The organism is Anaerococcus porci (assembly GCF_034090325.1).
GTDB lineage: Bacteria > Bacillota > Clostridia > Tissierellales > Peptoniphilaceae > Anaerococcus > Anaerococcus porci.
Genome location: NZ_JAXDSU010000061.1, coordinates 1 through 20710 on the forward strand (window position 1 = coordinate 1; position 20710 = coordinate 20710).

At 32.6% G+C, this 20710-nt stretch carries 19 protein-coding genes, 19 tRNA genes, 2 rRNA genes, 1 riboswitch and 1 other annotated feature; of the genes, 36 read left to right on the top strand and 4 right to left on the bottom strand.

Going from position 1 to position 20710, the window contains the following annotated elements:
- The first annotated feature begins 44 nt into the window (after positions 1-44).
- The 28 genes from rrf (SOR60_RS06215) to SOR60_RS06350 all read left to right on the top strand — a co-directional run bounded on the left by rrf (SOR60_RS06215) (position 45) and on the right by SOR60_RS06350 (position 9270).
- Positions 45-161: ribosomal RNA gene (rrf, locus tag SOR60_RS06215) — 5S ribosomal RNA — on the top strand.
- A 2-nt stretch (positions 162-163) separates the two neighbouring features.
- Positions 164-280, top strand: a 5S ribosomal RNA gene (rrf, locus tag SOR60_RS06220).
- A 73-nt stretch (positions 281-353) separates the two neighbouring features.
- A tRNA-Asn gene (locus SOR60_RS06225) sits at positions 354-428 on the top strand.
- An 11-nt stretch (positions 429-439) separates the two neighbouring features.
- A tRNA-Leu gene (locus SOR60_RS06230) sits at positions 440-528 on the top strand.
- Between the two features lie 22 nt (positions 529-550).
- Positions 551-627: transfer RNA gene (locus SOR60_RS06235), tRNA-Met, on the top strand.
- 43 nt (positions 628-670) lie between these two features.
- Positions 671-745, top strand: a tRNA-Glu gene (locus SOR60_RS06240).
- Positions 746-748: 3 nt separating this feature from the next.
- Positions 749-824: transfer RNA gene (locus tag SOR60_RS06245), tRNA-Val, on the top strand.
- 60 nt (positions 825-884) lie between these two features.
- A tRNA-Asp gene (locus SOR60_RS06250) sits at positions 885-961 on the top strand.
- A gap of 26 nt (positions 962-987) precedes the next feature.
- Positions 988-1063, top strand: a tRNA-Thr gene (locus SOR60_RS06255).
- A 26-nt stretch (positions 1064-1089) separates the two neighbouring features.
- Positions 1090-1175: transfer RNA gene (locus SOR60_RS06260), tRNA-Tyr, on the top strand.
- A gap of 15 nt (positions 1176-1190) precedes the next feature.
- A tRNA-Gly gene (locus SOR60_RS06265) sits at positions 1191-1264 on the top strand.
- Position 1265: 1 nt separating this feature from the next.
- Positions 1266-1342, top strand: a tRNA-Arg gene (locus tag SOR60_RS06270).
- Positions 1343-1438: 96 nt separating this feature from the next.
- Positions 1439-1514: transfer RNA gene (locus SOR60_RS06275), tRNA-Gln, on the top strand.
- A gap of 3 nt (positions 1515-1517) precedes the next feature.
- Positions 1518-1593 (top strand) — tRNA-Lys (locus SOR60_RS06280).
- Between the two features lie 95 nt (positions 1594-1688).
- Positions 1689-1764 (top strand) — tRNA-Lys (locus tag SOR60_RS06285).
- A gap of 6 nt (positions 1765-1770) precedes the next feature.
- A tRNA-Ser gene (locus SOR60_RS06290) sits at positions 1771-1861 on the top strand.
- Between the two features lie 25 nt (positions 1862-1886).
- Positions 1887-1980, top strand: a tRNA-Ser gene (locus SOR60_RS06295).
- A gap of 3 nt (positions 1981-1983) precedes the next feature.
- Positions 1984-2059 (top strand) — tRNA-Phe (locus tag SOR60_RS06300).
- A 63-nt stretch (positions 2060-2122) separates the two neighbouring features.
- Positions 2123-2198 (top strand) — tRNA-Trp (locus tag SOR60_RS06305).
- A gap of 16 nt (positions 2199-2214) precedes the next feature.
- Positions 2215-2291 (top strand) — tRNA-Ile (locus SOR60_RS06310).
- A 24-nt stretch (positions 2292-2315) separates the two neighbouring features.
- A tRNA-Ile gene (locus tag SOR60_RS06315) sits at positions 2316-2392 on the top strand.
- A 430-nt stretch (positions 2393-2822) separates the two neighbouring features.
- Positions 2823-3125: an alanine:cation symporter family protein gene (locus SOR60_RS06320; protein WP_320595506.1), complete on the top strand. Its 303-nt coding sequence runs from the start codon at positions 2823-2825 to the stop codon at positions 3123-3125.
- Entirely contained in the window at positions 3125-4135 is a 1011-nt protein-coding gene (locus SOR60_RS06325) for an alanine/glycine:cation symporter family protein (RefSeq protein WP_320595507.1), read from the top strand. The genes SOR60_RS06320 and SOR60_RS06325 overlap by 1 nt, the downstream gene beginning before the upstream one ends.
- Positions 4136-4347: 212 nt before the next feature.
- Positions 4348-4635 (top strand): hypothetical protein, encoded by a 288-nt coding sequence (locus tag SOR60_RS06330; RefSeq protein WP_176270033.1) that lies wholly within the window; start codon positions 4348-4350, stop codon positions 4633-4635.
- A gap of 9 nt (positions 4636-4644) precedes the next feature.
- Positions 4645-5268 carry a hypothetical protein gene (locus SOR60_RS06335; RefSeq protein ID WP_154540835.1) on the top strand — a complete coding sequence of 208 codons (624 nt, stop codon included), beginning with the start codon at positions 4645-4647 and terminating at the stop codon, positions 5266-5268.
- 81 nt (positions 5269-5349) lie between these two features.
- Positions 5350-6252, top strand: a complete 903-nt coding sequence (locus SOR60_RS06340) for a helix-turn-helix domain-containing protein (protein ID WP_154540837.1) — start codon at positions 5350-5352, stop codon at positions 6250-6252.
- Between the two features lie 187 nt (positions 6253-6439).
- A complete protein-coding gene (trkA, locus tag SOR60_RS06345) occupies positions 6440-7807 on the top strand; it encodes a Trk system potassium transporter TrkA (protein WP_320595508.1) in 1368 nt (455 codons plus the stop codon).
- A gap of 2 nt (positions 7808-7809) precedes the next feature.
- Positions 7810-9270 carry a TrkH family potassium uptake protein gene (locus tag SOR60_RS06350; protein ID WP_320595509.1) on the top strand — a complete coding sequence of 487 codons (1461 nt, stop codon included), beginning with the start codon at positions 7810-7812 and terminating at the stop codon, positions 9268-9270.
- A 165-nt stretch (positions 9271-9435) separates the two neighbouring features.
- Here the strand turns inward: SOR60_RS06350 and ilvD are convergent, their stop codons facing one another.
- The 4 genes from ilvD to ilvB are packed head-to-tail and all read right to left on the bottom strand — an operon-like array spanning position 9436 to position 14265.
- Entirely contained in the window at positions 9436-11100 is a 1665-nt protein-coding gene (gene ilvD / locus SOR60_RS06355) for a dihydroxy-acid dehydratase (RefSeq protein WP_320595510.1), read from the bottom strand.
- Complete coding sequence (gene ilvC, locus SOR60_RS06360; protein ID WP_320595511.1) at positions 11100-12104, bottom strand: ketol-acid reductoisomerase; 1005 nt, start codon at positions 12102-12104, stop codon at positions 11100-11102. The genes ilvD and ilvC overlap by 1 nt, the downstream gene beginning before the upstream one ends.
- 16 nt (positions 12105-12120) lie before the next feature.
- Entirely contained in the window at positions 12121-12600 is a 480-nt protein-coding gene (ilvN, locus tag SOR60_RS06365) for an acetolactate synthase small subunit (RefSeq protein ID WP_176270030.1), read from the bottom strand.
- Between the two features lie 3 nt (positions 12601-12603).
- A complete protein-coding gene (ilvB, locus tag SOR60_RS06370) occupies positions 12604-14265 on the bottom strand; it encodes a biosynthetic-type acetolactate synthase large subunit (RefSeq protein ID WP_320595512.1) in 1662 nt (553 codons plus the stop codon).
- Between the two features lie 85 nt (positions 14266-14350).
- Positions 14351-14577, bottom strand: a binding site (T-box leader).
- Between the two features lie 231 nt (positions 14578-14808).
- Positions 14809-14911, top strand: a riboswitch (TPP riboswitch).
- A gap of 150 nt (positions 14912-15061) precedes the next feature.
- Between ilvB and thiD the strand changes: the two genes are divergently transcribed.
- From thiD to SOR60_RS06410, 8 genes are all read left to right on the top strand, one after another.
- Positions 15062-15874, top strand: coding sequence for a bifunctional hydroxymethylpyrimidine kinase/phosphomethylpyrimidine kinase (gene thiD, locus SOR60_RS06375; protein WP_154540849.1), 813 nt, complete (start codon positions 15062-15064; stop codon positions 15872-15874).
- On the top strand, positions 15871-17040 hold the full coding sequence (gene cytX, locus SOR60_RS06380; protein WP_320595513.1) for a putative hydroxymethylpyrimidine transporter CytX: 1170 nt from the start codon (positions 15871-15873) through the stop codon (positions 17038-17040). The genes thiD and cytX overlap by 4 nt, the downstream gene beginning before the upstream one ends.
- Positions 17041-17060: 20 nt before the next feature.
- Positions 17061-17804, top strand: a complete 744-nt coding sequence (locus SOR60_RS06385) for a sirohydrochlorin cobaltochelatase (protein ID WP_154540853.1) — start codon at positions 17061-17063, stop codon at positions 17802-17804.
- Positions 17805-17978: 174 nt separating this feature from the next.
- Positions 17979-18419: a 50S ribosomal protein L13 gene (rplM, locus tag SOR60_RS06390; RefSeq protein WP_154540855.1), complete on the top strand. Its 441-nt coding sequence runs from the start codon at positions 17979-17981 to the stop codon at positions 18417-18419.
- Between the two features lie 11 nt (positions 18420-18430).
- On the top strand, positions 18431-18823 hold the full coding sequence (rpsI, locus tag SOR60_RS06395; RefSeq protein ID WP_154540857.1) for a 30S ribosomal protein S9: 393 nt from the start codon (positions 18431-18433) through the stop codon (positions 18821-18823).
- Positions 18824-18947: 124 nt separating this feature from the next.
- Complete coding sequence (locus SOR60_RS06400) at positions 18948-19511, top strand: chromate transporter (protein ID WP_154540859.1); 564 nt, start codon at positions 18948-18950, stop codon at positions 19509-19511.
- Entirely contained in the window at positions 19501-20058 is a 558-nt protein-coding gene (locus SOR60_RS06405) for a chromate transporter (protein WP_154540861.1), read from the top strand. Before SOR60_RS06400 ends, SOR60_RS06405 begins: the two co-directional genes overlap by 11 nt.
- 8 nt (positions 20059-20066) lie before the next feature.
- Positions 20067-20696 carry an epoxyqueuosine reductase QueH gene (locus SOR60_RS06410; RefSeq protein ID WP_320595514.1) on the top strand — a complete coding sequence of 210 codons (630 nt, stop codon included), beginning with the start codon at positions 20067-20069 and terminating at the stop codon, positions 20694-20696.
- The last annotated feature ends 14 nt before the right edge of the window (positions 20697-20710 follow it).

Consider the following 20710-nt stretch of genomic DNA (forward strand, 5'->3'; position numbering starts at 1 on the left):
ATCTTGACTGGAAATATTTATTGCTATTTAGAAGGTTCAAAAAGTATAGTGGCGATAGCGCTAGGGATACACCTGTTCCCATACCGAACACAGAAGTTAAGCCTAACAACGCCGATGGTACTCGGAGGGCAACCTCCCGGGAGACTAGGAAGCCGCTAAACAATATAGTTACGATAGCATGAGGGATACACCTGTTTCCATACCGAACACAGAAGTTAAGCCTCATAACGCCGATGGTACTCGGAGGGCAACCTCCCGGGAGACTAGGAAGTAGCTAAACAAATATCTAAGCAAGTTAGATAAAAAAACATTGACAGTGATTTAGATTGGTGTTATAATTAAATCACTGCGATGCTTAGGTAGCTCAATGGTGGAGCACCCGGCTGTTAACCGGTAGGTTGTGGGTTCGAGTCCCACCCTGAGCGCCAATTATTGATGCGCCGGGGTGGCGGAACTGGCAGACGCACAGGACTTAAAATCCTGCGGTGGTTAAACACCGTATCGGTTCGATTCCGATTCTCGGCACCATATACCACTACTCTATAATTAACGCGGGATGGAGCAGTTTGGTAGCTCGTCGGGCTCATAACCCGAAGGTCGTAGGTTCAAATCCTACTCCCGCAACCATTTAAACTATATATTATATTATTACATAATCTATAACAATTATGGCCCTATGGTCAAGCGGTTAAGACACCACCCTTTCACGGTGGTATCCCGAGTTCGAATCTCGGTAGGGTCACCATATGGAAGTATAGCTCAGTTGGGAGAGCATCTGCCTTACAAGCAGGGGGTCACAGGTTCGAGCCCTGTTACTTCCACCAATATATTTAATAAATATTAGATATCACTATAAATTACTTATCAATAAGTAGTTTGTTTATGGCCTGGTAGTTCAGCTGGTTAGAATGCCGCCCTGTCACGGCGGAGGTCGTGAGTTCGAATCTCATCCAGGTCGCCATTTGGATTGCAATAGTGATCCAATATGCTGATGTAGCTCAATTGGTAGAGCAATTGATTTGTAATCAATAGGTTGTAGGTTCAAGTCCTATCATCAGCTCCAATAAGAATTTGGATAAATTAATATGTGGGGATGTTCCAGAGTTGGCCAAATGGGACGGACTGTAAATCCGTTAGCTTTGCTTTCAGTGGTTCGAATCCGCTCATCCCCACCAACCTTTTACATCTTTGCGGGTGTAGCTCAGTGGTAGAGCCCCAGCCTTCCAAGCTGGTTGCGAGGGTTCGATTCCCTTCACCCGCTCCATGCGCCCTTAGCTCAGCTGGATAGAGCATCGGACTTCTAATCCGTGTGTCCCAGGTTCGAATCCTGGAGGGCGCGCCAAAGACAATTTCTAATATGAAAAGGTAAGAACTTAATTATAAAAAAAGCTTGACAGCAGATTTAAGTTATGATATAATTATACCGTACTTTGAACGTTGGGATATAGCCAAGTCGGTAAGGCACCAGACTTTGACTCTGGTATGCGTAGGTTCGAGTCCTGCTATCCCAGCCATATGATCCATTAGCTCAGTCGGTAGAGCACTTGACTTTTAATCAAGGTGTCCGGAGTTCGAATCTCCGATGGGTCACCATTAACATTTTTTATAATATGTAATTAGTTTAGTGGTTATACTGGCAAAGCTAAATAGGCGATAAAGGCAATCTTTAGCCACTGTATTTCTAGATTGATCCATTAGCTCAGTCGGTAGAGCACTTGACTTTTAATCAAGGTGTCCGGAGTTCGAATCTCCGATGGGTCACCAAAATATGGAGAGGTACCGAAGCGGTCATAACGGGGCGGTCTTGAAAACCGTTAGAGTCTTACGGCTCACAAGGGTTCGAATCCCTTCCTCTCCGCCAATATTTTAAGCCTTAATTGGCTTTTGGAGAAGTACTCAAGTGGCTGAAGAGGCTCCCCTGCTAAGGGAGTAGATCCTTTCAAAAGGGATGCGAGGGTTCAAATCCCTCCTTCTCCGCCATATGCCCAGATAGCTCAGTCGGTAGAGCAGGGGACTGAAAATCCCCGTGTCGGTGGTTCGATTCCGCCTCTGGGCACCAAACAAGCCTACTCGGCTTCTGGAAAACTCTTTATGTAATCTTAAGGATAATGGGAGTTTAAGTAGGGGTTTAGTTCAGTTGGTAGAACGTCGGTCTCCAAAACCGGATGTCACGGGTTCAAGTCCTGTAACCCCTGCCATTTTATATTTTAATATGGACCTGTAGCTCAGCAGGTTAGAGCGCACGCCTGATAAGCGTGAGGTCGGTAGTTCGAGTCTACTCAGGTCCACCATAAATGAATCTTATAGATTTATTTGGGCCTCTAGCTCAGTCGGTTAGAGCGCCCGGCTCATAACCGGTAGGTCCAGGGTTCGAGTCCCTGGAGGCCCACCATACTAACACCAATCATTTTTGATTGGTGTTTTTTATATGTAATAATTCAAATTCTACAATAGTTTTGAATATATAAGTATTTAAAATCAGTACTTTGCAACTTAATGAAATATTTTATATTTTTTATAATGGCAAATATATAAAATTTGCAATGAATAATTTCTCTTAGATGAAAAGATTAGAAATTTTACTAAAAATCATGATATAGATTTTAGGAAAATAAGATTTAGATGAATAACTGAATCAATATAAATTTTATATTAGCTTATTATCTTTTGCTAATATATTTTATCTTTGTAATTTTAAAAATATTACTAATATTTAACATTATTTAAGTTATTTTTAATTTTAAACGTTAATAATTAAATTAATTTAACATGACATACTATTTATGATAAAATTTAAACATATTTAATATTAGGAGAAAATAATGGAAAACTTAAATAATATTGTTGGAATTTTAAATTCCTTTGTAAGAGATTGGATTTTGGTTTTATTTCTATCTTCTATAGGAATTTACTTCACTTTCAAAACAAGATTTGTTCAATTTAGAAAATTTAAGACAGCTTTTATCGAAGCTTTTGGTGGAATGTTTCGACAAAATGATGAAGGAATTTCACCTGTTAAGGCCCTTTCGGTTGCTATAGCAGGTCAGGTTGGGACAGGAAATATAGCAGGTGTTGCAACTTGCATTGTAACAGGAGGGCCTGGGTCTATATTTTGGATGGGGTAATGTCTATTTTTGGTATGGCTACGATTTATGCTGAAAGTGTCCTATCCCAAAAGTTTAATGAAAAACTTCCAGATGGAAGCTTAATTGGCGGTCCTTCATATTATATAATGAAAGGTATAAAAAATAAGAGATTGGCTAAGTTACTATCAAGGTCTTTTTCAATTTTATTAATAATAGCCTTAGGATTTTTTGGAAATATGACACAAGCAAATTCTATAGCTTCATCTATCCATGCTATAAATAATAATATCCCTTTGATTTTAATTGGGATTCTTATAGCCATAGTCTCTTTTGTTGTCCTTATAGGTGGAATTAATAGAATATCAAATTTTGCCCAACTTTTAGTTCCTTTTATGGCTATTTTGTATATAGTATTTTCTATCATAATACTCTTTAAGTATAAGGAAAATATCCTACCTTCATTTAAGCTTATTTTTACCTCAGCTTTTGGATATAAACAAGCTTTGGGTGGACTTATGGGAATTTCTATGAAAAAGGCAATCTCTATTGGGGTTGCTAGGGGACTTTTTTCAAATGAAGCTGGTATGGGAACTACAGCCCATGCTCATGGATCTGCCAATGCAAAAAACGCTTATAGTCAAGGTTATATCGCTATGTTTGGTGTTTTTGTTGATACTATAATAATCTGTTCAGCAACTGCTTTAATAATATTAGTTACAGGAGTATATAAAGAAGATTTAAATGGAGCTGTCCTTACTCAAAGGGCTTTTGAATTGAGTTTTGGACCCTTTGGAAAGGTAATGCTTGCCATAGCACTTACATTTTTTGCCTTTACAACAATTGTAGCTTGGTATTATTTCGCAGAGAGTAACTATAAATTTTTATTTGGTGAAAAAAACATCAATATATTTAGGGCTATATTCATATCCTTTATAATTACAGGTTCTTTTCTTAAAATTAACCTTGTATGGAATTTATCAGACCTTTTTAACTCCCTTATGGTAATACCAAATATTATAGCCTTATTCCTATTAAGGGATAGGGTATAAGAATTCATTTTTTTTACTTTAATAATAACTTAAATAATTTTATCAAATTTTTCTAATATTAATGCTAAGTTTATAATATTCTATAAATCTACTTAGTAAATATTATAAACTTAGAAAAAACATACACAAATGATAGTTGTATGAAAATGAATTGTGTTATAAACTAAACATAAGATAGTTAGGTTATTCTATGGAAGCTTAAGGAGGATAAGATGGATAAGAAAAATACTAATTTATCAAAATACTTTTCTTACTTGCCGCTAGCTGGTTCTATAGTTGCTGTACTTATTAGCGTTTTATTTTATGTATTGATGGGAAAAAAATTTCAAACCGAATATTTAATAAAACCTATAATCTACTTTGCTATATTTACAGTAATTGGTTTGTTTGGGACAAAGTATTTAGAAGATGAAATACTGGTTAAAAATAAAAATCTTATTATTATACTCATAATAGTATTTTTGATAATTCAAGTATTAGCTTACTTAAAAAGTATATAGGAGAACAATATGTTAAAAAAAGTGATAGCAGTTTCAATTTCAATATTAATGATCTTAAGTGGTATTAGACCTTCATTAGCTAGTGAAGAGAGTAAAACTTTTGATGAAATAGTTGAATCTACATTAAAAGATAATAATTTAGATTATAAATCAGAAAAGTACGATTTGAGTAATGATGATTGGGAAATAATAAATAAAGAGTTATCTTATAGTGGATACCTTAATAAAATAGATAAGAATAACTACAAAGAATTTAATAATTCAAAATTAGTACCAGTAAAAGTTGAATCTAAAGAATATGATAAGGCTATCATATTACCAATTTACTATGAAAATAACAATTCTAAATTATTTACACAAGTAGTATATATTCCTGATCAAAAAATCGTTTTATCAGTAGCTTCTGCTGAGCTAGATGAAAATGAAGAACTAAATGAATTTTTTGCATATAATAATATATCTTATTTCAGAGAAATAAGATATTCTCTTCCAAAATTTGTATGTGATTTGGGAGGAGCCGTAGCATGTGCAACCTTCTGTGGAGGAGTAGGAGCGGCGTTTCCAGTATTCGGTGTAGCATGTTCAATAATATGTGGACCTGCATTTGGATATGCTTGTGATGGTGTAGAATAATACACTATTTTAAGCTTCCATATTTTAATAATTAGAGCTGTTATATTTATAGCAGTTCTTTTTTAATACAAGGAGATTATCATGAACGATTATAGTTTTATAGGTAAAGAAATTAAAAATATTAGAAAATATCAAAATATGACTCAAAAAGAATTAGCAGATAGTTCAAATATTAGTGAACAAACTTTAAGAAGATGTGAGCAAGGTAAAATAGATACTAAATTAACTACCCTAGCAAATATACTAGATGCCTTAAATATCAGTGTTAGAAAATTGTTTTTAGATACAAATGGCTCCAAATTGCATGAAATAAATAATCTTTTTATTGAATTAAACTATAATTTAAATTGTAACTATTTAAAAAAAGTATCAGATATCTATGAAAATGTGAAATCTATTGACCTTGATAAGTTTGCACCTTATATACAAGTAGAGATTAATGCTAATTTAAAATTTTATGAAGCCTTATTTTTAGAGTTGTGTGAAAAAGAATATAAACTTGCTTTAGTTAAATATGAAGAATCTATTGAAATATATATTAAGAATTACGATATAAATAAGTTTGAAAGTTTTAATTATAATCAAAGATCACTGCATGTTCTAATTAAGATAGCAGATTTAATGACAAAAATGAATTATAATATTAACAAATCTAATGAGATTTTATGTTTTGTATATGATATTTTAGGAGATGATTCTGTTACATCAAATTATTTAATGTATATTTTAGCTATTAATAATTACATGAGTAAAAATTATGAAAAATCCTTAGAATATACAATAAAGGGAATTGATAATTCTAAAAGATTGTTTGATATGAAATATTTAGATCTTTTGTTTCATATATTATCTAAAATATATTATAAGATTGATAAATATGGTTTAGCCAAACATTATGAAGAAAAAGCAGATATACTATCTAAGGTGATTTGTGATTCAAGAGATAGGTTAGATTACTTAGACAAACATCTGGAAAGTAATTAAATTTTTAAAAAAAGACAATCATATACTAAAATAGTTTTTTTGAAAAAGTTTTTTAAAGTAACTTATTATATTTAAAAAATATTTTGCCCAACCTGTATCATATATCTGATCAGACTTTATTACTTTGATTTTTACTTAAGATATTATACAATAAGAACATATAAAGATAGTATCTTTAGGAGGAATTATGAATATTATTATTGTGGGTGCTGGTAAGGTAGGTTCTTACCTTACAAGTCAATTATCTGATGAAGGACACAATATTTTAGTTATAGATAAAGATCAAGATGTACTAGAAAGACTTCTTTCTCAAAATGATGTTATGGGAATTCTGGGAGATTGTAGAGACCTTGATGTATTAGATGAGGCTAATGTCGATAAATGTGATGTCTTTATAGCTATGACATTTGATGATGATGTAAACCTTATATCATCAATTATGGCTAAGAGAAAAGGAGCAAGGTCTACTATTGTAAGACTCCGTGATCCAAGATATATAAAAGATCAAGAATTTATGAGAAAGGCAATGGAAGTTGATAGGTTAGTAAATCCTGAGTTTTTTGCAGCAAAAGAGATTCAAAGAACCTTAAAATATACCTATGCGGTAAATGTCGAAAATTTCCTTAATTCAAAAGTCATACTTATAGAGCTTGAATTAGATAGAAATTCCAAACTTATCAATAAGTCTTTAATGGACTTGAATAAAGAAGGACTTTTGGGAAATATTATAATAGCTATTGGGGAAAAAGATGATCAAGTTGTTATACCAAATGGTAGCCATATATTAGAGGTTGGAGAGAAAATCTATGTAGCAGGTCCTAGGGAGGATATAGATAAGTTTTATAAAAGTCAAGTTGACTCTAAAAAAACTATAAAGGATGTTCTAATAGTAGGTGGAGGCTCTATTGCCATTTATCTTACAAAACTTCTACTAAAGAGAAACTTTGCTGTAACAGTTCTTGAAAATAATAAGAAAAAGGCTATTGAATTTTCTGAGTCTGTTCCTGATTGCGATGTTATAAATGCAGATGGAACAGATCCAGAAATCCTAGATGAGGTAGGGGTTGAAAACTATGATGCAGTGGTTTCTCTTACAGGCATTGATGAGGAGAATATTCTTATCTCCTTACTTGCCAAAAAATGTGGTATAGAAAAAACTATAGCTAAGGTTAATAGAACCCAACTATTGAGGATAACTGGGATACTCGATGTAGATACTACAGTAACACCTAAAAAATCTGCTTCTTTTTATGTATCAAGACTCCTAAGAAGTAAGGAAAATTCAAGGGGAGAGTCTATATCAAATCTTTATAGGCTATCTGATGATAGGGTTGAAGCAATTGATTTTACAGTTATAGAAAATTCTAAGCTAACAGGTATTAGACTTAAAGATTTAAACCTTAAGTCTAATACCCTCATAGTATGCATATCTAGAAAAGATTTGGGTGGAAAAATCGAGGTTGCAAATGGAGAATCTGTAATAAAACTTGGTGATAGAGTTATGGTTATAACAAAGCACAAGGACTTTACAGAAATAGACGATATATTGGAGTAATTATGAACTTAAAAATTGTCAAATATTCTATAGGAAAGCTTCTTTTGGTTTTGGCAGGCTTGTTGGTATTCCCATTAATAGTTTCTTTTATTTATAAAGAATCAATAGCTGATAAGATAAATTTTATACTACCAATTATAATATCTATAATACTAGGTATGTTACTATCAAAACTTGGAGATAATAAAAGTCACATCTATACAAAAGAGGCTATGTTTATAACAGCATCAACTTGGCTTATATTTTCACTTATAGGGGCAATTCCCTTATTTCTTACAAAGTCAAATTACCCATCATATATAGATGCATTTTTTGAAATGGTATCAGGTTTTACAACATCAGGAGCATCGGTTGCCTTTAATGTAGAAGATTTACCTCATTCTATAATATTTTGGAGGTCATTTTCTCACTTTATAGGGGGTATGGGTATACTTGTATTTACCATAGCAATTCTTCCAAACTCCAACAAGGAATCATCTCTACTAATGAAAAGTGAGGTTCCTGGTCCAAGCTTTGGAAAGATTACACCAAGACTTTCAGACACAGCAAGAAACCTCTACCTTATGTATATAATCTTAACCATACTTACTATTATCTTACTTATGTTGGGAAGAATGAATCTTTTTGACTCTATTGTTCACGCTTTTGGGACAGCTGGGACTGGTGGATTTTCGAGTAAGGGTATATCAATAGGAGCCTATAATTCTAGATATATAGAATTTATTTTAGGAATTATGATGGCAGTATTTGGTGTAAACTTCAATATTTATTTTTATGCCATAACAAAAGACCTAAGAGTTGCTATTGATAGTGAGGAATTAAAATGGTATGTAGGTATAATCCTAATATCAAGTGTGCTTGTATTTATAAATATCCTATCTATGTACAAGGATGTAATATATTCTTTGGTAAATTCATTTTTCTCAGTTTCATCTATAATAACCACAACAGGTTATGTATCAGCAGACTTTGGAAAATGGCCACTTTTTTCTAAGTCTATTTTAATTCTTCTAATGTTTATAGGAGGATGTGCAGGTTCAACTGCAGGTGGACTTAAGGTATCTAGATTTGTTATCCTAATAAAAGGTGGTATAAACCAAATAAGAGAAGCAATGAATCCTAAGAAAATAACCATAAATAGACTTGATGGAAAGAGAGTTGATGAAAAGACTGAAAAATCAGTATCAAAGTATTTAGTTATATATATTTTAATTTTTATAATTCTTTTTATGATTGTGTCTATAGATATGAATGACTTTGAAACGGCCTTTGCAGCGGTTGCTACAACTTTTAATAACGTAGGTCCAGGTCTTGGAGCTTTTGGGCCAATTGAAACATTTGCACAAATGTCACAACTTTCAAAATTTGTCTTAACCTTAGCTATGCTTTTGGGAAGACTTGAAATATTCCCAGTGCTTTTACTTTTATATCCATCTACTTACAGGTATTTGAAGGATAAATAAGAAAATAAACCCACAATAAGGAAATTTTCGCTTAATGTGGGTTTTATTGGTATAGATTAGATGATTTTTATAAGGCAAAATTCATTTATACATTAGTCGTAGATTTAATTTATTATTTTAAATAAAAATTTAAAATGGACTTAATAAAGGAAAAATTTGATAAAATTATTTTAAAATAGCTCCCTTATCTGAGCTTGTTACAAGTCTTCTATACCTATTTAACCAACCATTTACTTTGTTTATTTCAAGAGGTATGAATTTATCAATTCTTTCTTTAAATTCTTCATCACTTATTTTTAAATTTATAGAATAAGATGGTATATCTATCTCTATAATATCACCATCTTCTATAATGCCTATAGGTCCACCTAGTGCTGCTTCTGGTGATACATGACCTATGGAGGCACCTCTAGATGCTCCAGAGAATCTTCCGTCAGTTATAAGCGCGACACTTTTATCAAGTCCCATTCCAGCAAGGGCAGATGTAGGGTTAAGCATCTCTCTCATACCAGGGCCACCTTTTGGACCTTCATACCTTATAATAACAATATCTCCAGGCTTTATTTGAGAGTTATAAATTGCTTTTATGGCATCATCTTCTGAATTATATACTCTTGCAGGACCAGTGTGTTTGAGCATAGACTCATCTACAGCAGATCTTTTAACAACTGCACCCTTATTGGATATATTTCCAAAAAGAATTGCAAGTCCTCCAACTTTAGAGTACGGGTTTTCAATATCTCTTATAACTTCATTATTTTTATTTTCAATATTTTTGATATTTTCTCCTACACTTTTCCCACTTACAGTAATAAGACTTAAATCGATTAATCCTTTTTTAGAAAGTTCTTTTTCAACAGCTCCTATTCCACCACTTAGATATAAGTCTTCCATGTGGTGAGGACCTGCTGGAGCAAGGTGGCAAAGATTAGGCACTTTCTCGCTTATTTTATTGAATATATCTAGGTCTACATCAAGTCCTCTTTCACTAGCTATGGCTAATAGATGAAGAACTGTGTTTGTAGAACAACCCAAAGCCATATCACATGCTATGGCATTTTTAACTGACTTTTCTGTTATTATATCATTTATCCTAATGTCATTTTTTAAAAGTTCCATTATTTGAAAGCCAGATTCTTTAGCAAGCCTATATCTTTCAGAATAAACAGCAGGAGTTGTTCCATTTCCAGGCAAGGCTAGACCTATGGCTTCTGATAGGCAGTTCATAGAATTTGCAGTATACATTCCAGCACAAGATCCACAAGTAGGGCATACTGACTTTTCAATCTCATAAAGTTGTTCATCATTTATTAGATTAGCCTTATTTGCTCCTACAGCTTCAAAAACTGATGATAGGGAAAGTTCCTTACCTTTATTTTTTCCACTTAGCATAGGACCACCACTTACAAGAATTGTAGGTAGGTTAAGCCTTAAAGCTCCCATTATCATGCCAGGAACAATCTTATCACAATTTGGAACAAGCACTAGAGCATCAAGTCCATGGGCTATTGCCATAGTTTCAACGCTATCCGCTATAATTTCCCTACTTGGAAGGGAATATTTCATACCTATATGACCCATTGCAATACCATCACAAACTCCAATTGAAGGAATAGTTATAGGTGTTCCTCCATTCATTAAAACTCCAGTTTTTACGGAGTCAGCTACCTTATCTAGGTACATATGACCTGGAACAATTTCACTATAGGCTGATATTATTCCAACCAAAGGTCTATTAAGCTGTTCTTTGCTATAGCCTAGGGCATAAAAAAGCGATCTATTTGGAGCTCTTTCACTACCCCTTAGTACTTTATCACTATTTAATTTCATTAGTTCTCCTTTTTATTAAGCCAAGTCATCATAGATCTCAGATCTTTTCCGACTTCTTCTAATTGATGTTCTTTTTTTCTTCTTCTAGTTGTAAGAAATTCTATCTTTCTTCCTGATGAGAATTCTTGCATGAATTGACTTGCAAAGGCACCTGACTGGATATCTTCTAGGATATTTTTCATAGCATCTCTTGTTTCTTTTCCTATTATTTTCTTGCCAGCATAGTAGTCACCATATTCTGCAGTGTTTGAGATGGAGTTTCTCATATTTGAAAAACCACCTTCAACAATCATATCAACTATAAGTTTCATTTCGTGAATACATTCAAAGTATGCCATTTCTGCTTCATATCCTGCTTCAACCAAGGTTTCAAAACCTGCTGTCATAAGTTCACAGATACCACCACACAAAACTGCTTGTTCTCCAAAAAGGTCGGTTTCAGTTTCTTCTTTGAAAGTTGTTTCAAGAATACCTGCTCTACCTGCACCTATAGCAGAGGCATAGGCTAGGGCAAGATCCTTTGCCTTACCAGAATAATCTTTATAGACTGCTACAAGAGAAGGAACACCATTACCTTTAACAAATTGACTTCTTACAGTGTGACCTGGTCCTTTTGGAGCGACCATTGCTACATCAATACCTTCAGCAGGTTTTACTAGGCAGTAGTGGATATTAAATCCATGAGCATACATCAAAGTGTCACCTTTTTTCATGTAAGGGGCAACTTCACTGTTGTATATGTCTGCAGATACTTCATCTGGTACAAGCATCATTACCACATTTGCTTTTTGGCTAGCTTCACTTACTTCATAAACTCTAAGTCCCAAGCCTTCTGCTTTTATCCAAGATTTTGAGCCCTTTCTAAGTCCTACAAGGACATCTATACCAGATTCTTTTAAGTTGAGGGCGTGGGCATGACCTTGTGAACCAAATCCTATTACAGCTACAGTTTTTTCCTTAAGTAGGTTTATATTACAATCCTTGTCATAGTATTTTTTTATCATTTTTTACTCCTTAAATTTAATATTTTTTTATCCCTGTTATTCCAGTTCTAGTTACATCTTCTATTTGGTATTTTGAAACTATTGCTAAAAAATCATTAACCTTATCCCTATCTCCAGTAAGCTCTAAATAGAGGTCTTCTTTAGAATAGTCAATTATATTTGCCTTATATAGATTTGTTAGGGCATTTAATTCCAAATAGTCTTTTTTATGTATCTTTAGCCTAACAATTAGCATTTCTCTTGAAATAAAGTTTTTATCATCCATTATCTCAAGATTTATTACATCTTCAAGCTTCTCAATTTGCTTTACAACCTGCCTTACAAGCTCTTCTTCTTCAGATATGGTCGCGATAATCCTTGTCTTGTTACCTTTACCATTTACAGCTGCATTTATGCTTTCTATATTGTATCCTCTTCTTGAAAAAATCGAAGAAATTCTCGTAAGTATACCAGCATTGTTTTCCACTAAAACATTTATAGTACTTAATTTTTTCACTTTTTACTCCATTATTACATCATCAACTGATCCTCCAGCTGGTATCATAGGTAGGACTAATTCATTTGTGTCAATCTTTACCTCTATGATAGATGGGCCATCTATTTTTATGGCCTTATCAAAGCAATCCTTAAATTCCTTTATAGTACAAGCACTAAATCCTTTTGCGCCCATGGCTTGGGCAAGAATCACATAGTTAAGTTTACTTTCAATATTGGTTTTTGAGAACCTATCCTTATAAAGAAGGTGTTGCCATTGCCTTACCATTCCTAGGGTCTTGTTATTCATGACTACAGTTATGACCTTTATATTTTCATTGACTGCCGTTAAAACTTCATTAAAGTTCATATTAAAGGATCCATCACCTGTAATTAAAACTACAGGTCTGTTAGGATTGGCTAGTTTTGCTCCCATGGCGGCTCCATAACCAAATCCCATAGTTCCAAGTCCTCCACTCGTTAAAAATGATCTAGGCTTTGTTCTTCCACAATATTGGGCTGTCCACATTTGATGCTGACCAACATCTGTAACAAAGATTAAGTCATCACCCAAAGTGTTAGATATGTGTTTTATAACTTGATGTGGTTTTAATAATTCTTTTGAATCTTCTGCTTTAAAGTCTTTTTTTCTCAAATCATTTATCCTTGAAATCCAATCCTTTCTTTCTCTTTTTTCTACACAAGGTAAAAGTTTATTTAAAATTTCTTTTACATCTCCTACTAGACCAAAATCAACAAAGATATTCTTATCAATTTCTGACTTATCTATATCAATATGAATAATTTTAGCATCTTTGGCAAACTTCTTTGTATTTAGAGCGACTCTGTCAGAAAATCTTACTCCACAAGCTATCAAAAGGTCACATTCGTCTATAGCGTTATTTGTGGAATATTTTCCATGCATACCAACCATTCCAAGATTTAGTTCATCTTCATATCCTAAAACTCCTATACCCATGATAGTATTACAAGCTGGAATTTGAGACTTATGGATTAACTGTCTTAACTCTTTAAAGCTTTCTGACGAAGTGACTCCTCCTCCTGAATATATAATTGGTCTTTTTGCGTTATTAATGTAGGATGCGATTTTTTTTATATCATTATCTGAAACTTCAAAATTTCTCTCTTTTCTAAAGATATCTTTTTTTACATATTCAATAAAATCTCCTGTAATATCACTAGGTATATCAACAAGAACTGGTCCCTTTCTTCCAGATTGGGCTATTAAAAAAGCTCTTTTTAGAGTATTTTGAAGATCTCTTATATCCCTTACTACGAAATTGTGCTTGGTAATGGGCATAGTTATACCCATTATGTCAATTTCTTGAAAAGAGTCTTTTCCAATAAGTTTTCTATTTGCGTTGCCTGTTATACAAACTAAGGGAATGGAATCCATAAAGGCAGTCGCAAGACCTGTCACAATATTGGTTGCACCAGGCCCAGATGTCGCAATAACTACTCCAGTTTTTCCGCTAGATCTTGCATATCCATCGGCTGCATGGACTGCACCTTGTTCATGACTTGTCCTTATAAGCCTGAGTTTATCTTCATAGTCGTAAAGTGCATCAAAGATTTGAATTACAGCCCCACCAGGATAGCCGAAGATAATATCAACTCCTTCGTCTATAAGTGTTTTTACAATTATTTCAGCACCCTTCACCTTCATTTAATCACCTCTTTTTAATTACTTAATTCTCATTATTCTTTAACATTTATAAAATTTTCAATAAAAAAAGTCCTTTGTCTTATTGACAAAGGACGAAATTATCGCGGTACCACCTTTTTTCTTATACAAAAATAAGCTCTCAAGCATCTAACAATGCCGGGTTTAGATAACGCCAACCATAGCGACAAATCTTACTTATTTTCAGACTTGCATAAGAAAAAGGATATTCAAATTATATCAACTATAAGCTCACACCAGCCGCTTACTCTCTTTAAATCTTTATAATCCTACTCGTTTTTTCTGATAATTTTTAAATTCAAATGTTAATACATATAATAATATCTATGTTTAAAAATGTCAAGTTTTTTTGTATATTTTTTTATAATTGGGTAAGTTTATACTTGGAAACATTGACATAATAATGTTTTATATAAAGAATGTAATTTTAATCTATTATAGCAATCTTATAATAAGAAAGACAAGTTTTTTTCTAAAAGACTATAAACTTTCAAAATTGACAAGAACTTCATTTTAATTTATTATAAAAGTGACAAAGGGAGTTCTAAAAAGATCTGAGAGGAAGATAAATCTTCGACCTTACCTGATCCAGGTAATGCTGGCGTAGGGAATATTTCATTTATTGAATTTATAAGGAAATGGCCTTTTGCTATTTCCTTTTTTATTTACCTTTTTTATTCTGAGTTTGTAACTTCCTTTGAGTATTTGTAACGATAGCGGTATATCGGGCAGACCACTTTATATCGCTTAAGAAAAGTGCTAAGAAAGGAAGTTTTTAATGAAAATAGCATTAACCATAGCGGGTAGTGACTCGTCGGCAGGCGCTGGTATCCAAGCGGATATTAAGACAATGACATTAAATGGAGTGTATGCAGAAAGTGCCATAACAGCCTTGACTGCTCAAAACACAACAGGAGTATATGATATATTAGAATCAAGTCCTGAATTTTTAAAAGCCCAACTTGATGCAATCTTCGATGATATATATCCAGATAGCGTAAAGATAGGCATGGTATCAAGCAAGGCTTTGATTGAGGTTATAGCAGATTGCCTAAAAGAAAGAAAGACCAAAAACATAGTTGTGGATCCTGTAATGGTTGCAACTAGTGGTTCAAAGCTTTTATTAGATGATTCAATTGAAACATTGATGCAAAAGCTCTTACCATTGGCAGATTTGCTTACACCCAATATTCCAGAAGCCGAGATTTTATCAGGTATAGAAATTAAGTCTATAGATGATATGGAGGAGGCGGCAAAAATTATCTCTGAAAAGTTTTCATGTAAAACTCTTATTAAGGGAGGGCATAAGCTAAATGATGCCAATGATTATTTATATAGTGAGGGAAAAGGTGTTTGGTTTAAGGGAGAAAGAATAGACAATCCCAATACCCACGGAACAGGTTGTACCCTATCATCTGCAATTGCAGCAAATCTTTCAAAGGGTTTTTCTATGGAGGAAGCTATAAAAATGGCTAAGGACTTTTTATCAGCTGCCTTAAAAGATGGTCTCAATCTGGGAAAAGGGTCTGGTCCTATGAACCATGCTTTTGATATAAAAGACAAGTATAAAAAGCTGGGAGAAAATAGATGAAAAAACAAGGAGTTTTAGAAGATAGCCTAATATGGTTTGGGGCTGCAGTATCAATTGCTGAAATTATCACGGGAACATATTTTTCTTCCTTAGGCTTTACTAAAGCTATGGCGGCTATTATTATTGGCCACATTTTTGGCTGTTTTTTGCTTTATCTGGCTGCAATAATTGGAGCAAGATTAAATATGTCTGCTATGGAGAGTGTGAAATACTCTTTTGGAAGTAAGGGTTTTGCTATATTTGCAATAATAAATATAATCCAGCTTGTAGCATGGACTGGAATTATGATCTATGATGGAGCTATAGCAGCTGGAAATATTTTTAATATAGGAAATTGGATATGGTCTTTAGTAATAGGGTTTTTAATTATCTTTTGGATATTCATAGGTATTAAAAATCTTGGACCTGTAAATAAGATATCTATGACACTTTTATTTGTTCTAAGTCTTGTACTTGCCTTTGTAATCTTTAAAAATAGAGGCGCAAGTCTTGGTATAAGTGGAAATGAACTATCATTTGGAAATGGGGTCGAGCTTTCTATAGCTATGCCTCTATCATGGATTCCACTTATAGCAGACTACTCCAAAGACTATGACAATTATAAAAAATCATCATTAGCCTCAGTCCTCGCCTATGGTATAGTTTCATTTTTTATGTATACTATAGGACTTTCTGCATCACTTTTTGCAGGAACAAATGATATTGGAGAGATTATGTTAAAATCAGGTGTGGGAGTTTTGGGACTTTTAATAATTGTTCTATCAACAGTAACTACAACCTTCCTTGATGCCTACTCAGCAGGAGTTTCTGCAAACTCCTTAAATAAAAATATAGATATTAAAAAATGTGGTATCCTTGTTACAATTATAGGAACTATTGGAGCAATTATCTTTCCAATGGATGATATTACTGATTTTCTATATTTTATAGACTCAGTTTTTGCACCTATGATTGCAATTTTAATTGCGGACTTTTTTATAATAAAAATCGATAGGACAGATGAGGACTTTTATCTTAAAAATATTATAATTTGGATAATAGGATTTATAATCTATAGGATACTTTTAAATACTGATGTTATAATAGGAGCAACTTTCTTAAGTATTCTTATAACTATAGCTCTTACACTAATCGTTGAAAAAATAACAAAGAGGAGTAAAATCTAGTAAAAGAAAAGAGATATTTTATGGATTTTGCAACGATTATAGTTAATCATGGAACATCAAGATTAAATCTTCAATATGAGCTTATTGAAAGGGTTAGTAGGAAAATAAAGAAAACTTATCCAAAAAGCTATATAGGGGCTTATCTTGCGGGAAATAGTATAAGAAAAAAGATAAAAGATAAAGACTTAAAAATAGAGTTAGAAGATATCTTAAAAAATTTAAGGGAAAAAAATATTAGAGAAGTTAAGTTTTTGATGCTTTATGTGGTAAGGGGTATAGAGTATGAAAAGCTAATAAAGCTTGCCCACAGCCTAAATAAAGATGAATTTTTCACCTTTACCTTCACTAAGGCCCTGCTTGAAGAAGACTTCTGTGATAAAAAAATCTTAAAATTAATTGAAGAAATTAGTGAGAACAAGGAAAGCTTAATAATAGCTCATGGAAGTCCAAAAAAAGATTTGAATCAATTTGAAAACTTCAAAAAAAAGATTGATAATCAGTCTGATAAGCTCTATTTTTCAACTTTTGAAGACAATAATAAGGATTATTTAATAAGTGAGTTTAAGAAAAAGGATATAAAAAAGATAAGGATAATACCTTTCTTAATCCTTGCTGGAAACCATGTTTATAGAGATATAGAAAGTGAAGACAAAGCTTCCTATAAAAGTATTCTAAAAGAAAATGCAATCTCTGTAGAAATAATTAAAAAGGGACTCATAGAGTATGATGAAATACTTAATATAATTGTAGAAAAACTTTCTTAAATCATTGACAAAGCTGGGAATTTAGTGTATCATAAGTGGGTATGAAAAAGTTTCACTTAACTTTTGACATAATCGCATATCCTGGAGGCGATTTATAAATGCCAGGACGAGTAAAACCGCCACCTATCCGAGCGGTATCAAAGTAGATAGGCAAAATATTTAAGGAGGAACTTGATGAAAAATCAAAAGACATATGTACCTACAAAGTCAACAATCGAACCAAAATGGTATGTAGTTGATGCTACAGATATGGTACTAGGTAGACTTGCAACACAAGTTGCATCTATAATTAGAGGAAAACACAAACCAACATTTACTCCAAATACTGACACAGGTGATTATGTGATAGTTGTAAATGCTGAAAAAGTCATTCTTACTGGAAACAAACAATACCAAAAAGAATATAAGAGATATTCTGGCTATGCAGGTGGACTTAAGACTACAAAATACCTTGATATGATGGACAAACATCCAGAAAGGATTGTAGAACATGCTGTGTTGGGTATGCTTCCACATAACAAATTAGGTAGACAAATGGCCAAAAAACTTAGGGTTTTTGTAGGTAGTGAACATACACACCAAGCTCAAAACCCAGAAGTATTGGATTTAAAGTAAGGGGGATTTAGATGGCAGATATTATATATCAAGCTACAGGTAGAAGAAAAACTTCAGTAGCAAGAGTTACAATGAAACCAGGTAGTGGAAGTCTTTTAGTAAATGGTAGAGATTTAGATGATTATTTTGCATATGACACATTAAAAGTTATAGCAAAAGCACCTCTTAAATTAACAGAAAATGAATCAAACTATGATATCAAAGTTAATGTAAAAGGTGGTGGATTTAATGGACAAGCAGGAGCTATAAGACACGCTATAGCAAGAGCCCTACTTGAAGTAAATCCTGAATATAGAAAAGCTCTCAAAAGAGCAGGTTTTCTTACAAGAGACTCAAGAAAGAAAGAAAGATACAAATACGGTCAAAAGAAAGCAAGAAAATCTTCACAATTTTCAAAGAGATAAGAAGTATATTACAAACAAGGGATTTTTATTCCTTGTTTTTTTAATGTATAAAAATAGGTGGGAAAATTTTAAAATAACTATTTAATAAAAATATAGTAAAATGTAAATATGAAAGGATTTTGCTATGTCAAAAACACACAAACTATTTAAACTTTTTATAAATACCCTCAAACTTTCGGCTTTTACTTTTGGTGGAGGATATGTAATCTTATCTTTGATGGAAAATACCTTTGTAAATAAGCTTGGTTGGATTAATAAAGAAGAGATGCTTGATATGACGGCAATCGCCCAGTCATCACCTGGAGCTGTTGCTATTAATGCATCAATTAGTGTGGGTTATAAGCTTTTTGGGATTTTAGGAGCGGTAATTTCAACACTTGGAACTGTCATTCCTCCTCTTGTAATTATATCTCTTATCTCATTTTTCTATGAGGCTTTTATATCAAATAAATATATAGCCTTAGTATTAAAAGGTATGCAAGCAGGAGTTGCCGCTCTTATTATGAGTGTGGTAATAGATATGATAAAAGAGGTAATTGTTGGAAAATCATTTTTAATCTATGTTATAGCCTTAAGCTCTTTTGCATTAAATGTATTTTTAAATGTAAATATAATCTATATAATACTTACACTTATAATAACAGGGCTTTTGTATTCTTTTATAGAAAGGAGAAACCATGCTTCTTAAGTTATTCATAAGTTTTTTTAAGGTAGGACTTTTCTCTTTTGGTGGAGGATATGCTGCTCTTCCCTTAATCCAAGAAGAAGTTGTAAATGCTAATGGTTGGCTTAAAATTAGTGAATTTAATAATCTTATAACTATAAGTCAGATGACACCAGGGCCTATTGCCATAAACTCGGCATCATTTGTAGGTACTAGGGTTTTTGGGCTTTCTGGAGCTATTGCTGCAACTTTAGGATGTGTTACGCCTTCTTTTATCATAGTAGGAACTATTTCTTATTTTTATACGAAATATAAAAATCTTGATACTATGCAAAATGTACTAGGATTTTTAAGGCCTGCTGTTGTATCTATGATTTTTGCTGCTGGTATTGATATACTAAAGACTGCACTTTTTGATATAAATCGCATAAGATTGGAAAATTTGGATTTTATTATGCTTTTATTATTTGTTTTTATTCTAATTATTATAAGAAAGACAAAGCTAGATCCTATATTTTTAATGCTTTTATCAGGATTTTTATATCTTTTTATAAGTTTATTAGTGGGGTAGAATACTTTATGAACAAAATAAATTATAATATAAAAATGGAAGAAATAATTAAAAAAATAAGAAAAAATGGGAATAGACCCAAGCTTTTACTCCAAGTTTGTTGCGCACCTTGTTCTTCAAGTGTATTAAGTCGCTTAAGAAATGATTTTGATATAGATATATATTATTACAATCCAAACATATATCCTATAAGTGAGCTTAATAAGAGGGTTGATACTGTAAGAATTTTGCTAGATGAAATTGACCTAAATAGTAAGGTGATTTTTCCAGAAAATAATCCAAAAGATTTTTATTCTTATGTAGATAGTCGTAAGGATGACCATGAAGGTGGTAAATCTTGTTATAAATGCTATGAATTAAGGCTTAGGTCTGCTGCGGAATATGCCAAAAAAAACTCTTATGACTATTTTACTACTACCCTTTCTATATCTCCTTACAAAAGAAGTGACTGGTTAAATGAGATAGGGGAGACTCTAGAAAGAGAATATGGGATAAATTATCTTTATTCTGATTTTAAAAAGAAAAATGGCTATAAGGACTCAATAGACTTTTCTAAAAAATACAATTTATACAGGCAAGATTATTGTGGATGTATTTTTTCTTTTAAAGAAATGGAAGAGAAAAAGAAAAATAAATAAAAAAATGTTACAAT

Bases quoted from the DNA above. Each gene is read 5' to 3' on its own strand.
- SOR60_RS06320 (WP_320595506.1), top strand. From the start codon at position 2,823: ATGGAAAACTTAAATAATATTGTTGGAATTTTAAATTCCTTTGTAAGA.
- SOR60_RS06325 (WP_320595507.1), top strand. From the start codon at position 3,125: ATGTCTATTTTTGGTATGGCTACGATTTATGCTGAAAGTGTCCTATCC.
- SOR60_RS06330 (WP_176270033.1), top strand. From the start codon at position 4,348: ATGGATAAGAAAAATACTAATTTATCAAAATACTTTTCTTACTTGCCG.
- SOR60_RS06335 (WP_154540835.1), top strand. From the start codon at position 4,645: ATGTTAAAAAAAGTGATAGCAGTTTCAATTTCAATATTAATGATCTTA.
- SOR60_RS06340 (WP_154540837.1), top strand. From the start codon at position 5,350: ATGAACGATTATAGTTTTATAGGTAAAGAAATTAAAAATATTAGAAAA.
- trkA (WP_320595508.1), top strand. From the start codon at position 6,440: ATGAATATTATTATTGTGGGTGCTGGTAAGGTAGGTTCTTACCTTACA.
- SOR60_RS06350 (WP_320595509.1), top strand. From the start codon at position 7,810: ATGAACTTAAAAATTGTCAAATATTCTATAGGAAAGCTTCTTTTGGTT.
- ilvD (WP_320595510.1), bottom strand. From the start codon at position 11,100: ATGAAATTAAATAGTGATAAAGTACTAAGGGGTAGTGAAAGAGCTCCA.
- ilvC (WP_320595511.1), bottom strand. From the start codon at position 12,104: ATGATAAAAAAATACTATGACAAGGATTGTAATATAAACCTACTTAAG.
- ilvB (WP_320595512.1), bottom strand. From the start codon at position 14,265: ATGAAGGTGAAGGGTGCTGAAATAATTGTAAAAACACTTATAGACGAA.
- thiD (WP_154540849.1), top strand. From the start codon at position 15,062: ATGAAAATAGCATTAACCATAGCGGGTAGTGACTCGTCGGCAGGCGCT.
- cytX (WP_320595513.1), top strand. From the start codon at position 15,871: ATGAAAAAACAAGGAGTTTTAGAAGATAGCCTAATATGGTTTGGGGCT.
- SOR60_RS06385 (WP_154540853.1), top strand. From the start codon at position 17,061: ATGGATTTTGCAACGATTATAGTTAATCATGGAACATCAAGATTAAAT.
- rplM (WP_154540855.1), top strand. From the start codon at position 17,979: ATGAAAAATCAAAAGACATATGTACCTACAAAGTCAACAATCGAACCA.
- rpsI (WP_154540857.1), top strand. From the start codon at position 18,431: ATGGCAGATATTATATATCAAGCTACAGGTAGAAGAAAAACTTCAGTA.
- SOR60_RS06400 (WP_154540859.1), top strand. From the start codon at position 18,948: ATGTCAAAAACACACAAACTATTTAAACTTTTTATAAATACCCTCAAA.
- SOR60_RS06405 (WP_154540861.1), top strand. From the start codon at position 19,501: ATGCTTCTTAAGTTATTCATAAGTTTTTTTAAGGTAGGACTTTTCTCT.
- SOR60_RS06410 (WP_320595514.1), top strand. From the start codon at position 20,067: ATGAACAAAATAAATTATAATATAAAAATGGAAGAAATAATTAAAAAA.